The sequence below is a fragment of the Actinotignum timonense genome, from assembly GCF_900155575.1.
GTDB lineage: Bacteria > Actinomycetota > Actinomycetes > Actinomycetales > Actinomycetaceae > Actinotignum > Actinotignum timonense.
Genome location: NZ_LT706966.1, coordinates 1293364 through 1309344, shown reverse-complemented (window position 1 = coordinate 1309344; position 15981 = coordinate 1293364). Strand labels below are relative to the sequence as shown.

Sequence of the window (15981 nt, the reverse complement as noted above, 5' to 3'; positions counted from 1 at the left end):
GCCAGTGTAGCCGGGAACAACCTTCGTGCGTACCATCGCGACAAAGTGGTACTGGAGAACATCGGGACTGACAAAGTGGTACTCCACGACAGAAAATCGTGGTTTGACTGTAGCTCCAGTACCACTTTGCGATCCAGCACGGCGCCGGACGGCCAATAGCACGGGGTCTCACATCACGGAAACCAAACAAGCGGATACGCCGGGGCGTATCCGCTTGTGGAGTGGAGCGCGGGCGTGAAGCCCGCGCGCCGATGGCTGATTTTTCAGCCGATTAGCCGAGTTTTCGGCGTGCCGTGTTACTTGAGGGTAACGGTGGCGCCGGCGCCCTCGAGGGCTTCCTTGGCCTTTTCGGCGGTGTCCTTGTCCACACCTTCGAGGACGGCCTTGGGAGCCGAGTCCACGAGGTCCTTGGCTTCCTTGAGGCCGAGGGAGGTGAGGGCGCGGACTTCCTTGATGACCGCAACCTTCTTGTCGCCAGCGGCTTCGATAACAACATCGAAGTCGGACTTCTCTTCGGCGGCAGCACCGGCGTCGCCACCGGCAGCGGCCGGAGCGGCAACGGCGGCAACGGGAGCCGCGGCTTCAACGTCGAATTCCTCTTCGAACGCCTTGACGAAATCGTTGAGCTCAACGAGGGTGAGCTCCTTGAAAGCTGCAATGAGCTCTTCGGTCGAGAGCTTAGCCATGATGGCCTTCCTTTCCGCTCTAGCGAGCAGACTCTATCTGATGGGCAGAAATACCTGCCGTGCAGATCTAACTGGGTGCGCGGCTGGGGGCCGCTCCGCGACGCGTATGCCGAGCCGCGAAAACTCCGAAATATCCGTGATAGTCGCTATTCGATACCCGTGATATTCCGAGGTGGAAGTGGCTACGCAGCCGCTTCCTGCTTGGCGCGCAAGGCGTCGATGGTGCGAACGGCCTTGGTGGCCGGCGCGTTGAGTACGTACGCTGCCTGGTACATGAGCGCCTTGAGAACACCGGCGGACTTGGCCAGCAGGACTTCGCGGGATTCGAGTTCCGCGAGCTGCTTGACGTCGTCTGCGGACAGCTGGGCGCCGTCCATCACGCCGCCCTTGAGGATAAGGGCTTCGTTCTCCTTGGCGAAGGTCTTGAGGGCCTTCGCGGCTTCCGGAGCTTCACCGGTGACGAAAGCAACGGCGGTCGGACCCTGGAAGGTCCCCTCCGCTACCTCGACTCCGGCCTGCTTCGCGGCGATATCAAGAAGGGTGTTCTTGGCGACCTTGTAGACAGCTCCACCCTGGAACGACCGGCGCAGATCTTTCATCTGGCCGACCGTCAGGCCACGGTACTCAGTAAACAGCACAGCGGTGGAGTTCTCGAAGAGCTCCTTGAGTTCCGCAATCGCTGCAGACTTATCGGTCCGTGCCATGGGGCCTCCTTCCGGTCTTACCCGCAGGATCGGCAACGAAAAAGCCCCGCGCGGTAAGGCACGGGGCTTGGATGACCTGCCGTGAGCACGGCAACATTTAGCTCTGTTCTTACCTGCGCTGGCCTCGCGGTGCGAGTTTGATCCCGTTGGAACCTGCGGTCTTTGGCATCGGTTAGTCTATCGTTTTCGCGCGGCCACGCCAAGGCCGATCCGCGTGGCTTGCCTCACGGGCGCGGATAGGTGGCCCTCCGCGAAGATCCACTTCCGGCCCGTGCACCGCCGGCGGTCCGGCACACGCACTGAAGGCGTACATATAGCGTGCGCTGGCCCGGTCCATATAGGTACGACGGCGCAGCTACGCCCACACCGGCCCGGCGAGCAAACACAGGTACCCCAGCGCCCCGGCCCCCATGAGCACACCGCGCCAGATGGGCCGGTCTGCCAGGTGGGCGATAGCGGCCAGTGCCCCTGCCACATTGGCGATCCCGTAGCGGCGCGGAATGGAACGGAAGTAAAGACCGCCGTTGATAATTTCCCGCGCCTGGACCACCACGCCCACAATAAGTGGCCCGGTAGCGCCCGATAGACCGAGCACCCGCCCGCGCACCGAGCGCAGCCCCGCCACCAGCGCGAGGAGCGGTCCGACCAGCAGAACAACATAGGCCACCGTGCCCCAGATCTGGGTGGGAGCGGAGATGAGCTCCGGGGAAAAGTGGTATTTCGCCGCGGGATTGGTTAGGCCGTAGGGATTGAGAAGGCTGAGAAGGAGCCGCCCAGTACTGGCCTCGCTTACCGGCGAGGTAGAGATCGCGTTGATGGCGGGCACGTAGCCTTCTGGGGTACGGGCGCCCTGGATAGCATCCCAGCCCAGGTAGCAGGCGGCCACCGTGAGTACCTGAGTACCGAGCAGCACCGCGAGGTGGCGCCGCTGCGCCCGCCCGAAGCCCACCAGGCCCGGCCAACAAATCGCCAAGGTAACCGGCACCAGAATCGCCAAAATTCCGGTGATGGAAATGACCCGGGAGAGGCAGATAGCCGCGGTTATCAGCGCGGGCAGCACCCAGCCGGTTTTCTTACCTACCACGATGCGCGCGCTCAGCCATGCCGCGGCCGCGCCGGCCAGCGGGCCCACGGCATCGTTATGCACCATGGTGGCACTGGCCGCCACCGAGGGCACCGCCAGGAAGAACAGCGCCGCCGCGAAGGACACCACCGGGCTCAAGCGCCAGGCGCGCAGCGCGGCGTAGAAAAGCCCCACTCCGGCGGCTACCAGCACCGCCGACCCCAGGCGGGCGCCCGTGAGGAAGCTCAATCCTGCCAGGCCGGCCAGGCGCGCGATGGCGCCGTCGACCAAAAAATACAGGGGCGGGTGGAAAGCATTGTAGTTTTCCGCGCGATAGGGCCAATCCGCCGGGGCCACCTGATCCCAGGCATCGCAGGGTGGTGGGGTGATGGCAGTACCGGCCGGGGCATGGCAGGCCCAGGCCTGGCGGGCCTGCGGGGCCATCACATCCCCGGGGGCGGGGACGGTGCCACTGGATGCCTTGAGGGAATAGTCCAGGTAGGTCCACTCCCCCACCGGGTTGATGGACGGGTTGTGCGCGAAGGCCCACGCCGCCCACCCCAGGCAGAGCAGCATGAGGAGGCAGGCGAGCAAAGCGTCACGTACGCGCGGATGGAAAGTCACGGCTCTAGCCTAAAGCACGGTTACGACAAGAAAAAACGGCGGAACGCGCGCGCCCGCCACAGCGATGTATGCGCGCAGATACGCGAACCGCCGTACGTATAACAAAGGGCGGAGACCCCTGAGGATCCCCGCCCTTCGCGTTACGCGTATATCCGCTTAATCGCCAACCGGCCCTTAGGCTTCGGCGCGAGTCTTGGTGGCATCAATCGGGATGCCGGGGCCCATCGTGGTGGACACGGTAGCCTTGAGGATGTAGCGACCCTTCGAGGAGGAAGGCTTGAGACGCATGATCTCCTCGTAGGCGGCAGCGTAGTTCTCCAGGAGCTGCTGCTCGGTGAAGGAGGTGTTGCCGATAATGAAGGGCAGGTTGGAGTTCTTATCCACGCGGAATTCGATACGTCCGCCCTTGATATCACTGACGGCCTTCGCCACGTCCATGGTGACGGTGCCCGTCTTGGGGTTCGGCATGAGGCCGCGGGGGCCGAGCACGCGGCCGAGGCGGCCGACCTTGCCCATCATATCCGGGGTGGCCACCGCCGAATCGAAATCAGTCCAGCCACCGGCAACGCGTTCAATGAGTTCGTCGCTGCCAACTTCGTCCGCGCCGGCGTCAATAGCCTGCTGGGCGCGCTCGCCCTGGGCGAAGACGATCACCCGGGCGGTCTTGCCGGTGCCATTGGGCAGGCTCACGGTACCGCGAACCATCTGATCCGCCTTACGCGGATCCACGCCGAGACGGAACACAACTTCCACGGTTGCGTCAAACTTCGTCACGGACGTTTCCTTCGCGAGGCGCATTGCCTCCACGGGGGTGTAGAGCACACCGGGCGCAATCTTTTCTGCTGCGGCGCGGTATGCCTTCGAGCGCTTTGCCATTTCTGCTTCTCCTTTAGTGCAGGTGTGGTCAGCGAGCCTGCGTGGCCCTTCCACGGTTCCACTCGGGAACCTGCGGAGTCTAAGAGCGCGGTTGCTCGATGCTCTTAGCTCCGGTTACGTTGTGGTCTCGGATTGCGGTGGAACGACGGCGCTGCCGCCTTCCAGCACGCGCTATTTAGATAGCGTCCGAGGTGATGCCCATGGAGCGGGCGGTGCCGGCGATAATGCGGGCGGCGTTGTCAATGTCGTTCGCATTGAGGTCCGGCTCCTTGATCTTCGCGATTTCGCGAAGCTGATCGGCCGTGAGGTGCCCAACCTTCTGGGTGTGCGGAGTGGGCGAACCCTTCTGCACCCCGGCAGCCTTCTTGATGAGCTGCGCCGCCGGCGGGGTCTTGAGAACAAAATCAAATGTGCGGTCTTCGTAGACGGTGATTTCCACCGGGACGATGTTTCCGCGCTGGGATTCGGTCGCGGCGTTGTACGCCTTCGTGAACTCAACAATGTTCACGCCGTGCTGACCGAGAGCCGGACCAACCGGCGGGGCCGGGGTGGCCTGGCCGGCAGGAATCTGTAGCTTAATGAAGCCTGCAACCTTCTTCTTCGGTGCCATATCTGGTCCTTTTCTCATTGAACAGCCGTCGCAATGGCTAGCGACGGCACGCCTATCTATATTACGGGAAAGTAAGCGATGCACAAAGCCCCGCCTGTGTGAGACACACCGCGGAGCTTGTGTTACATTGCGCGAGATACGAGCCTGCGTTGCCGGCGTACTCGCGTTTCTACACCCTTACGTCTATGCGTGCGCAGGTTACGGAAGTACGACGCCGCCGCAGCGGCCACGTGGAACTTAGTCTTCCTTGCGCACCTGGGCGAAGGAGAGCTCCACCGGGGTTTCCTGACCGACGAGCGTCATCATCACGGTGAGGCGCTGGTTTTCCGCGTCGATTTCCGAGACGGTGGCCGGCATTCCGGCCCACGGTTCGGCGGTGAGGGTAACCGGATCGCCCACTTCGAAGGGAGCGATGGTTTCCGGAGTGGCGCCGGTGGGCAGGCCCGCGGCGCGTGCTTCGTCTGCCGCGGCGGCTTCCACCACCGGGGTCAGCATGGTGACAACCTCATCGAAGGTGAGGGCCACCGGGGTACGGCCATTGCCCACGAAACCGGTCACGCCATTGGTGGATTGCACCACGCGCCAGGAATCATCGGTGAGGTTCATGCGAATGAGCACGTATCCGGGCATGCGCACCCGCGATACCAGCTTGCGCTGCCCGCGGCGTACTTCGAAGACTTCTTCCATGGGGACTTCGATCTGGAAGATGTAGTCCTCCATATTCATGGAGACAAGGCGGACTTCCAAGTCCTGCTTGACGCGCTTTTCGTAACCGGAGTACGTGTGGAGAACGTACCAGCGGCCTTCCAGGCCCTTGAGCTTGGCCCGCACCTCTTCTTCGGTGACGATGCCGTCCTTCTTCTTGCCCTTCTTGGAGGAAGCCGGAGCGGGTTCCTCAGCGGGCTCGCCAGTTTCAGCAGCGGCTTCGGGCGCTTCTTCGGAAGCAGGGCCGGCGGTTTCTTCCGCGGCTACGCTTTCCGGGGTGGTGGTATCGGTGAGGGAATCCGCGCTGGGAGCAGCCTCCTCAGCGGGCGCGCTTACACCCGGTTCCATAAAAAGATCGTCGTGCGCGGTATTGTTCTCAGACACGCTGTTCCCTCACTGTTCTTGGGGCCGGCCCTGGTTCTGGACCTACCCGAAGATCCAGACGGTGGCGCGACCGAAAATAAGATCGAAGATTCCGATAAAGACCATCACGGCGAGGATGAAGAGCACCACCGTGGTGAACAGCTGCCCCAGTTCCTCCCGGGAGGGGCGCTGGACGCGCTTCAATTCACCGAAGATTTCGTGGAAGAACTGCGCGAGCCGGGCAAAGAAGCCCTTCTTCTCCGCAGCGCCCTTGGAGGACTTGGATGCTGCAACTTCCTTCACAGTGCGTCCTTTTCCTCGTCGTAACAATGCCCCGTCAGTATTGGCGGGGCAGGAGCAGGGTAGGAGGGACTCGAACCCCCAACCGCCGGTTTTGGAGACCGATGCGCTACCAATTGCGCCACTACCCTAGGTTGGCAACTCCACCATTATGCCTGAAACCGGGGTGCTCCGCGAGCTCCGGCCGCCAGGTGGACGTTGGAGTATCACGACCGCAAGGCCGTCATACCCGGAATAGCATAGTCGATAACGCCCCGGCCGTCCACTTCCGCACCTTCCCTTGGAGAAAGGTCACAGCCGCGGCCGGGACAGTGTTTAATGGGAGGGTGAGTACTACACCGAGCCCCCATACCCCGCGCCGCGTTTCCGCGCGCCTGGAAGCCCTTGCTCCCTCCGCCACCCTCGCGGTGGATGCCCGCCAGCGTGAGCTGCGGGCCGCCGGCCGCCCCATTATTTCCTTCGGGGCCGGGGAACCGGATTTCCCCACCCCGGATCATATTGTTGCCGCCGCGGCTGCCGCTACCGGCGATATCCGTAATCACAAATACTCCGACCCCAATGGCTTGCCGGAGCTGCGCGAGGCGATTTGCGCCAAAGTCGCTTTCGATGCCGGGGTGCGGATTGACCCGAGCTGCGTCGTCGTTACTAATGGCGCGAAACAGGCTAATTTCGAAGCGTGGGCGGCGCTCATCGACCCGGGCGATAACGTGCTCCTCCCCTCCCCCTACTGGGTGACCTACCCGGAAGTTATTAAGCTCTTCGGCGGTACCGTCACCGAGGTGTACGCGCCCCCGGCGCAGGGCTTCAAGGTGAGCGTGGAGCAGCTCGAGGCCGCCCGTACCGAGAAAACGAAGGCGCTGCTGCTGTGCTCGCCCACCAATCCGACCGGCGCGGTCTACAGCGCCGCGGAAGTGCGCGCTATCGGCGCTTGGGCCCTTGAGCACGGGATTTGGCTGGTGGTCGATGAAATTTACGAACACCTCACCTACGACGGAGTGCGCACCGCCTACCCGCTGGCCGAAGTGCCCGAGCTGGCCCAGCAAGCCCTGGTGATCGGCGGGGTTTCCAAGTCCTTCGCGATGACGGGTTGGCGGGTTGGGTGGCTCTACGGTCCGGCGGATGTGATGGCCGCGGTCAAACGAGTGCATTCGCATCTGACCGGGAATGTCAATAACGTGGCGCAGCGGGCCACCATCGCCGCGCTCACCGGCCCGCGCGACCGCATCGAGGAAATGCGCGAGGGCTTCGCGCGCCGCCGCGGCCGCATCGTGAGCGAACTGGCCAGTATTGACGGGGTGGAGGTCGCGCCCCCGGATGGCGCCTTCTATGTTTTTGCCGACGTCGCAGGCCTGCTGGGCGGGGCGGGCCCCCGCCGCGCCACGAGCTCCCTGGAGCTGGCCGATCAGCTCCTGAGCGATATTAATGTTGCCGCGGTGCCCGGGGAAGCCTTCGGGGTTGGCGGCTTCCTGCGCTTCTCCTACGCGCTCTCCGATGCGGAGCTAGCCGAGGGCATGGCGCGGCTGCGCGATTACTTCGCCTAGCAGCCGGAGAGCTGCCTAGCCGGCCGGCTGTGCTCCGCATGGTTAATCCGGCACGTTCCCAACACATGTGGGCCGCGACGTTTCCGCCGCGGCCCACAGTGCTTGACCCGTTATTCAGGCAGCTGAGCGTCGGTATTTAGCGCCGCACCGCCGGGGTATCGGTGCCGTTACCGTCCCAGTCACCAACGAAGAGTTCGTCGGCCACGCGTCCGTAGTGGAGCGTGAGATCGGCCGGGCCGGCATTGAGGGAGTTCTTCACGAGCAGCGCGTTGCCGCGGCGCACCGCGAAGGTATCGGTTCCGTTACCGTCGAAATCTCCGGTGAAAACTTCGTCCGCGGCCTTGCCGTAGGAGAACTCGGTATCGGCGTTACCCGAAACAATGGCGTTCTTGACGAAGATGACATTGCCGCGGCGTACCGCGAAGGTGTCCTTGCCATCGCCATCCCAGTCACCGACCAGCGGGGTATCCCCGTAGCGGCCGTAGCTGATGACTTCATCCGCGTTACCGCTCTTGAGGGAGTTCGCCACGTAGAAGGTGTTGCCGCGCTGGACCGCGAAGGTGTCCTTACCGTCGCCATCCCAGTCACCCACGAGCACGGTGTCCCCGGCCTTACCGTAGGAGAATTCGATGGGTGCCTTGCCGCCCGCGAGGGTATCGGAGACGTAGAAGGTGTTCCCGCGGCGCACCGCGAAGCTATCCTTGCCATCCCCGTTCCAGTCGCCCACGAGCACGTCGTCGCCGGCGCGCCCGAAGCTGAAGACAGCCTGGGCCACGGTGGCGGTCCAGTTATTGGATACGTAGAAGGTGTTGCCGTTATCGGAAGGCTCGGCCGGGACGGTGGGATCACCGCTCGGATCCGTACCCGGTTCCGGCGTCGGATTCACGCTCGGGTCAGCGCTGGGATCAACACTCGGATCCGGCTTGGCACCTTCCTTCACGAACTGATTGACCACCGGCTGCGATTCCTTATCCAGGCCGAGCGCATTCGCCACGGTGTAGTGCAGGTCGGTCTGATCGGTACGCCCGATCACGTTTTCCGCACCCGGGCCGGAGGCCGCGATACGCAGCTGGGCACCGGTGTGGCCCTGGCCGCCGCGCGCCACCTCATTGGAGGCCGCGGTGTTATAGGACATCTGCATGTAGTCGCCATCAACCGTCTTGAGGATGGTGTTCACGCCGGAGGTCGTGCTTCCCGCACCCACGATCTGCGAGGTGTGGGCATGATCGGCGGTCACGAGGATAAGAGTGGGTTCACCATTCTCCTTGGCCCAGCGCTGCGCCACCGCAACTGCCTGATCCAAATCGTCCAGTTCGCCAATCTGACCGCAGGCATCCGCCCCGTGATCAGCCTTATCAATCGAGGCGGCTTCCACCTGGAGGAAGAATCCGGCGTCGTTCTTGAGCAGATCCATGGACTTCTGGGTCATGGCCGCCAGGGTGGGAACATCGGCGGTCCGGGCTTCGTTAATCGTGCAGGTCTCGTAGGTTGTCGGCTTGCCTGGGGTGGGCACCGACTCGTTGAACATGCGCGGCATATTGCCCGGGGTGAAGAGACCGAGGACCGGCTTATCCTGGTTGGCTTCGGTCAGGGCAGCCATCTGCTCCGCCGTCGTCACAATCTGGAAGTCATTATCGCGCGCGTTTTCCAGCACGGACTTACCGGCCGTCCACCGCGTCGTCTCACCCCAGGTACCGGACACCTGAACCTCGGCGTCGAAGTACTTCGCGCCGCCGCCCATCGTCACGTCCGCACGGGTATCCACGAGCTGTTCGGAAATCGAACCCATCCCGCCGTTTTCACGCAGATCGGAACCCTTGGCGGGCTTTGCGTTCCCGGAGGGAGCGTAATGCGAGCGGCTGGTCACGTGAGCACCCATGACCGCCGGGGTGGCATCCTGCACTTCCGAGGTGGTGATATTACCGGTCTTGAGCCCGGCCCGCTTCGCCTTCTCCAGGAGGTTCTCCCGGGGCTTCTGGGCCAGGTCCACGCCGATAGCGCCGTTGTAGGTCTTGGTGCCGGTGGCCCAGGCGGTACCCGAAGCGGCCGAATCGGTCACGTAGTTGATGGCGCCGTCGCGATCAATGGAGAAGTGGGTGTAGGACCCGGTGTAGTCGAGGTTATCGATACCGGGCAGGCGCCCGTTCGCCCCGTAAAGGTAGTTACGGGCGGAGGTGATCTCCGAATCGCCCATCCCGTCACCGATGAAGAGCACCACGTTCTTGGCCTTGGCGTCCGAGCGCTGCTCGCCGTCCTTGCCGTACTGGGCGAAATCACCGGGGGCCGGCACGGTCACCTTGCCGTTTTCGTCCACGGCGATGGCCATCTTGGCCCCACCGGCTACCGGCTTGGCCAGATTGGCATCGCTGGCGGCGGTGGAGGCTTCGGCGTTGAGGGAAAGTGCGTTACCGATGGTGTAGAAAAGATCGGTCTGGTCGGTTTGGCCCAGCACATTTTCTTCACCGGGGCCGTAGGCGGCCACGCGCAGCTGCGCGCCGGTGTGCTGCTGGGAACCGGCATTCGTGCCATCTTCAGCGACCTTCGTGGTGCCGTAAAGGATGGACATGGGCGAACCATCGGCGGTGGTCAGGCGGGTCACGGGGCCCACGTGGTCGTCGCCGTCGGACACAATCTGCGCGGTATGCGAGTGGTCCGCGGTCACGATAACGAGGGTCTGCCCGTCCTTCTTCGCGAAGTCCAGGGCAACCTTGGTGGCCTGGTCGAGGCGATCAGTTTCCCCGATCTGCCCGCAGGCATCCGAGGCGTGATCGCGCTTGTCGATAGAGGCGGATTCAACCTGGAGGAAGAAGCCCTTCTCCGCGCTCGGGTCATCGAGAAGTTCAATGGCCTTGCGGGTCATATCCACAAGTTCAGGCTCGGTGCCAATATCCTGCTTTTCGCAGGTGAGCGGATCGGCCTTTGCCCCGCCGACCTTCGCCTGGGAGGACTTGTAGGCCGTGGTCATATTCGAGGGCGCAAATAGCCCGAGAACCGGAGAATCCTGGTTCGCCTTGGTGATTCCCGCGAGTTCATCAGCGGTGGTCACCACCTGGAAATCATTCGCGCGAGCGTTGTCCAGAACCGACTTATTGGCTTCCCACTGGGTGTTGTACTTGGCCGCCCCCTCGAGGAAGGGGTTGGTGTTCCCGGAGGCGGTGGTCACCATGGCGTCGAAGTACTTCGCGCCGCCGCCCAGGGTCACGTCCGCGCGGGTGTCCACAATCTGCTCCGAGATGGAGCCGAGCCCGCCGTTTTCACGCAGGTCCGCGCCCTTGGCCGGCTTCGAGTTACCGGAGGGAGCGTAGTAGCTGCGGCTGGTGGAATGCGCACCCATCACGGCCGGGGTGGCATCCTGAATATCGGAGGTGGTCACGTTGCCGGTACGCATCCCGGCGTTCTTGGCCTGCTCAATGAGGTTCTGCACCGGCTTGCCGGCCAGATCCACGCCGATGGCTCCGTTGTACGTCTTCGTACCGGTGGCCCAGGCGGTTCCCGAGGCGGCCGAATCAGTCACGTAATTGAAAGCACCATCCTTGTAGAGGGAATGGTGCGTGTACATACCTTCGGAGGTGAGTTCGTCAATACCTTCGAAACGCCCCGAGGCGCCCTTGAGGTAGTTGCGGGCCGCGGTGATTTCCGACTGGCCCATGCCATCACCAATAATGAGGATGACGTTGCGGGCCTTGGCGTTGGAACGCCCCTGACCCGCCTTACCGAATTGCGCGCAATCGCCGGGTTTGGGCGGAATAACGTTGCCTTGCGAATCAAAAATAACGCAGTTTTCCGGCCCGTTCGCGGTGCGGTAGGTGGTATTTTCCGCCGAAGCGGCACCTCCCGCGAGCGCCGAGAAGCCGACGGCGGCCACAGCTGCTGCTGCCACCGCGCGCCGGGCAGTGAAATGTGAGGATCCCATTGTCCTTTTATCCCTTCTAACAGAACGTGGGCCCTCTAAGGTTCACTTAACTCATTTACCGGAAAGCAAGCACAATGTAACGAGCGGGTGAACAGTATTGTTTGTGCGTGGTGGGTGCGGCACTGTCAGGTGACGAAAAATCCGGGTTTTAACGACGACGCCGCTCGCCGGGCAGCGGGTGTATCGGGAGCGCAGCTAGCCCCGCGGGTAGGCATTTCCTCCGTATCCGGCCAGGTAGCGCGCTCGGGAGAGCCAGTATTCGGCTTCGCGCAGCCGCCCGAGGGCATCGTGTTCCCAGCGGGTGCCGTCGGTGCGGGCGGCCCCGGCAACGAGGGAGAGCGTGACCCCGGCTGCCCGCGCGTACACGGGCGCGGCAGGTAAACGCTGTTCCAGCAAGGCGCACCACTGCCCCAGGATGGAACGCAGGTGCGGGTAGGCGGCCGGGGCCAGGTGGGGTAGCACGCTCATATGCCCGAGCAGGCAGGCCCAGTCATCAGCGCGGTAGCCCGGCCCGAGGGAATCCACATCAATAACGCCGGCCATCCAGCCGGTAGCGCTGGGCGCGGCGGGCCCCGTTGGCGCGGGCGCGCCTACCGCAGTCCCCATTGGCGCGGGCACGCCTACCGCGGGCCCGCGCTGCACGAAAATATTGGCTTCGTAAAAATCGCCGTGCACGGGCACGATAGGCCCGGGATCGAGGCTGGCCATCATCTCCGTGACTCCGCTGGCTACCGCGTGGGCGCGAGCCGCGATTCCGGGGAGCGCTACCGCGGCGGCGTGCGCGTAGTGGCCCACCCGATCCGCCCAGGCCGGCCGGTGGGTGAGGTGGATGGCCGCGGCCGGCAGGCTTTCTTGCAGATTCCACAGGGTATCGAAAAGCGCGACGCTCTGGTCCCCCAGCCCGCGGGCCAGCCAATTGGCTAGCGGCTCGCCCGGGAGGGTGGAAATAAGAACGAGGCCGCTCGGATCTTCACGCACCACCCGCGGCGCGAGCACCCCGGCCTGGCCGAGCATGCGATGGCGTTTGGCCAGGGACTGCGCGGCCGGTGGGCGCAGCACCTTCGCGAAAGCACTTCCGCCACCCGCGGTGGTGACTTTGACGACGGCGCGCCTGGTGGGCCGGTAGCTTTTGAGCTCCACCGCTACTTTTTCTCCCAGGAATGCCGACATTCGGCTCGGGGTGACGGCCAGCGGAAGCGCGGGAAGCTCGGGATCATGGGGATATTCCCAGACCCACACGGCAGTATCGCGGTGGGTGAGGCGCACGAGGGTGGGGGTGAAAGTTTGGGAGAGCTGCGCGGTGGATGCACATACGTATTTTTCGCGCGCTTGGCCGGTGGGGCGCCCGCCTTCTCCGCGGGCGCGCGCCGTCACGGTGTAGCTCACGGTCACGCCGGCCCCGGGGCGGTGATTGACGCGGTGGACCGCCCAGGAGAGGAGCTGCCAAGCGGGAAGCGCGGTGGCGAGCATCGACCCGGCGTCCGGGCCGGTCAGCAGCGCTAAATCAGCGCTTTCCGAAGATGCAGCCATAGAACAATAGTGCCGCATCCACCCCGGTGGCACAATGCGGGCGCGCGCCACGCGTGCGGATGCTCGGCCGGCACACGCGCGGATACCCGCGCGCCACGCTCGCCGCCGGCGTGGGAAGATGGAGGGGTGCGTGACCTTGCTGCCCTCCCCAAAGCCCATGTGCATCTGCACTTCACCGGTTCGCTGAGCGTGCCCAGTCTCGTCGACATGGCCCGCCACGCCGGGGTGCGCCTGCCCGAGAACCTCACCGATAATGTGGCGATGCAGGTGCCCGCGGACCAGCGCGGCTGGTTCCGATTCCAACGTGCCTACGATGCCGCGCGCGCCGTCGTTCAATCTGAAGAAGCAATGCGGCGGATCGTACGCGAAGCAGCCCGGGCCGACCGGGCGGAAGGATCGCGGCGCCTGGAAATTCAAATCGACCCGACCTCCTACGCCCCCTACGTTGGCGGTATCACCCCGGCCCTCGAAATTGTTTTAGACGAGGCGAAAGCGGCCACCCGGGATACCGGGGTGGAGGTGGGTGTTATTGTGGCGGCCTCGCGCACCCGCCACCCGCTCGATGCGCGCACCCTGGCCCGTCTGGCCGCCCGCTACGCCGGGGATGCTCCCGGTGAGGTTGTGGGTTTTGGGCTTTCCAATGATGAGCGGCGCGGGCGCACCGCGGAATTCGAGGCAGCTTTCCGCATCGCCAGGCGGGCCGGCCTGCGTTCGGTTCCCCACGGCGGGGAGCTGCTCGGCCCCGAGCATTTGCGCGAGGTCATCACGCACCTGAATCCGGACCGGCTCGGCCACGGGGTGCGGGCCGCCGAGGATCGCGCCCTCATCGGTGAGATTGTGGAGCGCGGAATCGCGCTGGAGGTATGCCCTGCCTCGAATGTGTCGCTCGGGGTATTCCGCGAAAATGACGATGTTCCCCTGCGTACCCTGTTCGACGCCGGGGCAATCATCGCCCTGGGTGCCGATGACCCGCTGCTCTTCCTGGCCCGCCTCAATGCCCAGTATGAGATCGCGCGCCGGCAGGGCTTCTCCGATGCGGAGTTGGCCGAGTTGGCTCGCCGTTCCATCCGCGCGTCCTTCGCCTCCGCTTCCTCGAAGCGAGCCTGGCTCGCGGAGGTTGATGCCTGGCTGGCAGAAGAGGACTAGGCTTCCAGGCCGCCGAGCACCACCGGCTCGGGATGGAGCACCACCCCGAAGGCATCTTTCACACCGGCCTGGATTTCCCGGGCGAGGGCACGCAGCTGCGCACCGGTGGCTCCCCCGGCATTGGTGAGCGCCAGGGTGTGCTTGGAAGAGAGCCGCGCCGGGCCGTGCCCGTAGCCCCGGGTGAACCCGGCATGCTCAATCAGCCAGGCGGCTGAGGTCTTGACCAGCCCGTCTACCACGGGAACACCGCCGCTCAGAGTTGCGTGCGCGGCGTCGTGCACCTCGTAACGCGGGGCGTCTTCCGGGAGCCGCTGCGCCTGCGCGGTGGTGAGCACCGGGTTGGTGAAGAAAGAACCGCACGAATACGTATCGCGGTCGGCATTATTGAGGACCATGCCTTTGCTACCGCGCAGCTCCAGCACCGCCTCCCTCACCGTTTCCGAAGGCACCCGCGCCCCGAGCTCCACCCCGAGGTGGCGGGCCAGCTGCGCGTAGCCGATGGGATCGGACACATTGGAGAGCTTCGTTTGGAAGGTCACCTCAAGGACGATATACCGCGGGCTCGGCCCGTATTCCCCGATGGTTTCCTTGAGAATTGAGGTGCGGTAGCCCAGGCGCATATCCGCGAGGAACAGCGTGCGGATGCGTTCTTCGCGCCGGTCATAAACCTTGAGACGCGCGAGGGTCGCAGCGACTTCCTGCCCGTAGGCCCCGATATTTTGCACCGGCGCCGCGCCAACGGTTCCCGGAATCCCGGAGAGCGCTTCAAAACCGCCCCAATCCTGGGAAATCGCGTGGACCACGAGGTCATCCCACGGGGTTCCCGGCAGCGCGGAAAAATTCGCGCCTTCGCAGCTGCCCAGCGAATCCAACACGATCCCGGAGCGCATATCGCGCAGCACAATCCCGTCAAAATGGCTATCCGCGGGCAGGATATTCGAGCCGCCCCCAATAACGAGGAGCGGGGTGCCGGCCGCGTCCGCCCGGCGTACGGTATCCACCACCTCGGTTTCGGTGGTGGCTTCCACGAGTTCGGTGAAGGTTCCGCCCACGCCGATGGTGGTGAGTTCGGCGAGGGTGGTAGCTCCGCTGCGGGCCCGGGTGGAGAGCACCGGCGCGCTCACGTGATGCGGTTCGGGTGGTTCGGGAAGAGTACAGCTCATTGTTCTAGCCTACGGCTTTCGCGGCGACGGCGCAGCTTCAGCCCGCGCGCTAGTGGGACGACGGCGCAGCCGGGGCCATCAGATACGCAAAAAGGGAAGCCCGTTCAGGCTTCCCTTGAGCTGTGCATCCCGGCCGGGGTTCATCCCGGGTGGGATACCGTCACGCTACCGCGCTATTAGCGGGTTTCGCGATGGTTCGTGGAGGCATTGCACCGCGAGCAGTACTTCTTCAGCTGCAGACGATCCGGATCGTTGCGGCGGTTCTTCTTCGTGATGTAATTACGTTCCTTGCACACCTCGCAGGCGAGGGTGATCTTGGGACGCACGTCAGCAGACTTGCTAGCCATTCCTTTTTCTCCTCAAGGTTGTGCCCTACTGGTAGTCAGTAGCGGGGGCGGGGATTGAACCCGCGACCTCACGATTATGAGTCGTGCGCTCTGACCATCTGAGCTACCCCGCCTCATGTCACCGCATGAGGCGGCAACGGAGCCCCGAAAGAGAATCGAACTCTTGACCTTCTCCTTACCATGGAGACGCTCTGCCGACTGAGCTATCGGGGCGATGCCGATTTCGCAACGAGTACCAAGCTTACTCGATTCACGCTGAAAAACCAACAGTGCGAGAAATGTGAAACAGATCAACCATTTCGACATTTCGTGGCGGGGGTAGGATTTGCAGCTACCAAACGGAAAGCATCTGATTTTCAATCAGGGCCCCTTTGCCGCTCGGGGAACCCGCCCAAATAACTTCCGAAGAA

13 protein-coding genes and 3 tRNA genes are annotated in these 15981 nt (G+C 63.9%); 2 read left to right on the top strand and 14 right to left on the bottom strand.

Annotation, left to right across the window (positions count from 1 at the left end; translation table 11 throughout):
- Positions 1-296 precede the first annotated feature (296 nt).
- The 8 genes from rplL to CZ322_RS05430 all read right to left on the bottom strand — a co-directional run bounded on the left by rplL (position 297) and on the right by CZ322_RS05430 (position 6062).
- On the bottom strand, positions 297-686 hold the full coding sequence (gene rplL, locus CZ322_RS05465) for a 50S ribosomal protein L7/L12 (protein ID WP_026428293.1): 390 nt from the start codon (positions 684-686) through the stop codon (positions 297-299).
- A gap of 182 nt (positions 687-868) precedes the next feature.
- The gene (rplJ, locus tag CZ322_RS05460; RefSeq protein WP_026428294.1) at positions 869-1390 is read right to left on the bottom strand and encodes a 50S ribosomal protein L10; all 522 of its coding nucleotides are present in this window, start codon (positions 1388-1390) and stop codon (positions 869-871) included.
- A 355-nt stretch (positions 1391-1745) separates the two neighbouring features.
- Entirely contained in the window at positions 1746-3077 is a 1332-nt protein-coding gene (locus tag CZ322_RS05455; protein WP_087070532.1) for a glycosyltransferase family 39 protein, read from the bottom strand.
- A gap of 174 nt (positions 3078-3251) precedes the next feature.
- Positions 3252-3953, bottom strand: coding sequence for a 50S ribosomal protein L1 (gene rplA, locus CZ322_RS05450; RefSeq protein ID WP_087070531.1), 702 nt, complete (start codon positions 3951-3953; stop codon positions 3252-3254).
- 175 nt (positions 3954-4128) lie between these two features.
- Positions 4129-4563 carry a 50S ribosomal protein L11 gene (gene rplK / locus CZ322_RS05445; protein WP_016443119.1) on the bottom strand — a complete coding sequence of 145 codons (435 nt, stop codon included), beginning with the start codon at positions 4561-4563 and terminating at the stop codon, positions 4129-4131.
- A gap of 237 nt (positions 4564-4800) precedes the next feature.
- A complete protein-coding gene (gene nusG / locus CZ322_RS05440) occupies positions 4801-5652 on the bottom strand; it encodes a transcription termination/antitermination protein NusG (RefSeq protein ID WP_087070530.1) in 852 nt (283 codons plus the stop codon).
- 42 nt (positions 5653-5694) lie between these two features.
- Complete coding sequence (secE, locus tag CZ322_RS05435) at positions 5695-5934, bottom strand: preprotein translocase subunit SecE (protein ID WP_016443121.1); 240 nt, start codon at positions 5932-5934, stop codon at positions 5695-5697.
- A 55-nt stretch (positions 5935-5989) separates the two neighbouring features.
- A tRNA-Trp gene (locus CZ322_RS05430) sits at positions 5990-6062 on the bottom strand.
- Between the two features lie 195 nt (positions 6063-6257).
- Between CZ322_RS05430 and CZ322_RS05425 the strand changes: the two genes are divergently transcribed.
- Positions 6258-7472, top strand: coding sequence for a pyridoxal phosphate-dependent aminotransferase (locus CZ322_RS05425; protein ID WP_159455005.1), 1215 nt, complete (start codon positions 6258-6260; stop codon positions 7470-7472).
- A 136-nt stretch (positions 7473-7608) separates the two neighbouring features.
- Here the strand turns inward: CZ322_RS05425 and phoA are convergent, their stop codons facing one another.
- Together phoA and CZ322_RS05415 are read right to left on the bottom strand one after the other, a co-directional pair.
- Positions 7609-11385: an alkaline phosphatase gene (gene phoA, locus CZ322_RS05420; RefSeq protein ID WP_087070528.1), complete on the bottom strand. Its 3777-nt coding sequence runs from the start codon at positions 11383-11385 to the stop codon at positions 7609-7611.
- A gap of 195 nt (positions 11386-11580) precedes the next feature.
- Positions 11581-12915 (bottom strand): aminoglycoside phosphotransferase family protein, encoded by a 1335-nt coding sequence (locus tag CZ322_RS05415; protein WP_234984476.1) that lies wholly within the window; start codon positions 12913-12915, stop codon positions 11581-11583.
- 126 nt (positions 12916-13041) lie between these two features.
- On the opposite strand from CZ322_RS05415, the gene CZ322_RS05410 reads away from it, so the two are divergent.
- Positions 13042-14061 (top strand): adenosine deaminase, encoded by a 1020-nt coding sequence (locus CZ322_RS05410; protein WP_087070527.1) that lies wholly within the window; start codon positions 13042-13044, stop codon positions 14059-14061.
- On the opposite strand, the gene CZ322_RS05405 is transcribed toward CZ322_RS05410, so the two are convergent.
- The 4 genes from CZ322_RS05405 to CZ322_RS05390 form a co-directional block, all read right to left on the bottom strand.
- Positions 14058-15224, bottom strand: a complete 1167-nt coding sequence (locus CZ322_RS05405) for a UDP-N-acetylmuramate dehydrogenase (protein WP_087070526.1) — start codon at positions 15222-15224, stop codon at positions 14058-14060. The genes CZ322_RS05410 and CZ322_RS05405 overlap by 4 nt on opposite strands.
- Positions 15225-15400: 176 nt before the next feature.
- Positions 15401-15571, bottom strand: coding sequence for a 50S ribosomal protein L33 (gene rpmG, locus CZ322_RS05400; protein WP_016443127.1), 171 nt, complete (start codon positions 15569-15571; stop codon positions 15401-15403).
- A gap of 39 nt (positions 15572-15610) precedes the next feature.
- A tRNA-Met gene (locus tag CZ322_RS05395) sits at positions 15611-15684 on the bottom strand.
- Positions 15685-15711: 27 nt separating this feature from the next.
- Positions 15712-15784 (bottom strand) — tRNA-Thr (locus CZ322_RS05390).
- Positions 15785-15981 lie beyond the last annotated feature (197 nt).

Coding starts and splice junctions, on each gene's coding strand:
- rplL (WP_026428293.1), bottom strand. CDS start 686: ATGGCTAAGCTCTCGACCGAAGAGCTCATTGCAGCTTTCAAGGAGCTC.
- rplJ (WP_026428294.1), bottom strand. CDS start 1,390: ATGGCACGGACCGATAAGTCTGCAGCGATTGCGGAACTCAAGGAGCTC.
- rplA (WP_087070531.1), bottom strand. CDS start 3,953: ATGGCAAAGCGCTCGAAGGCATACCGCGCCGCAGCAGAAAAGATTGCG.
- rplK (WP_016443119.1), bottom strand. CDS start 4,563: ATGGCACCGAAGAAGAAGGTTGCAGGCTTCATTAAGCTACAGATTCCT.
- phoA (WP_087070528.1), bottom strand. CDS start 11,385: ATGGGATCCTCACATTTCACTGCCCGGCGCGCGGTGGCAGCAGCAGCT.
- CZ322_RS05415 (WP_234984476.1), bottom strand. CDS start 12,915: ATGGCTGCATCTTCGGAAAGCGCTGATTTAGCGCTGCTGACCGGCCCG.
- CZ322_RS05405 (WP_087070526.1), bottom strand. CDS start 15,224: ATGAGCTGTACTCTTCCCGAACCACCCGAACCGCATCACGTGAGCGCG.
- rpmG (WP_016443127.1), bottom strand. CDS start 15,571: ATGGCTAGCAAGTCTGCTGACGTGCGTCCCAAGATCACCCTCGCCTGC.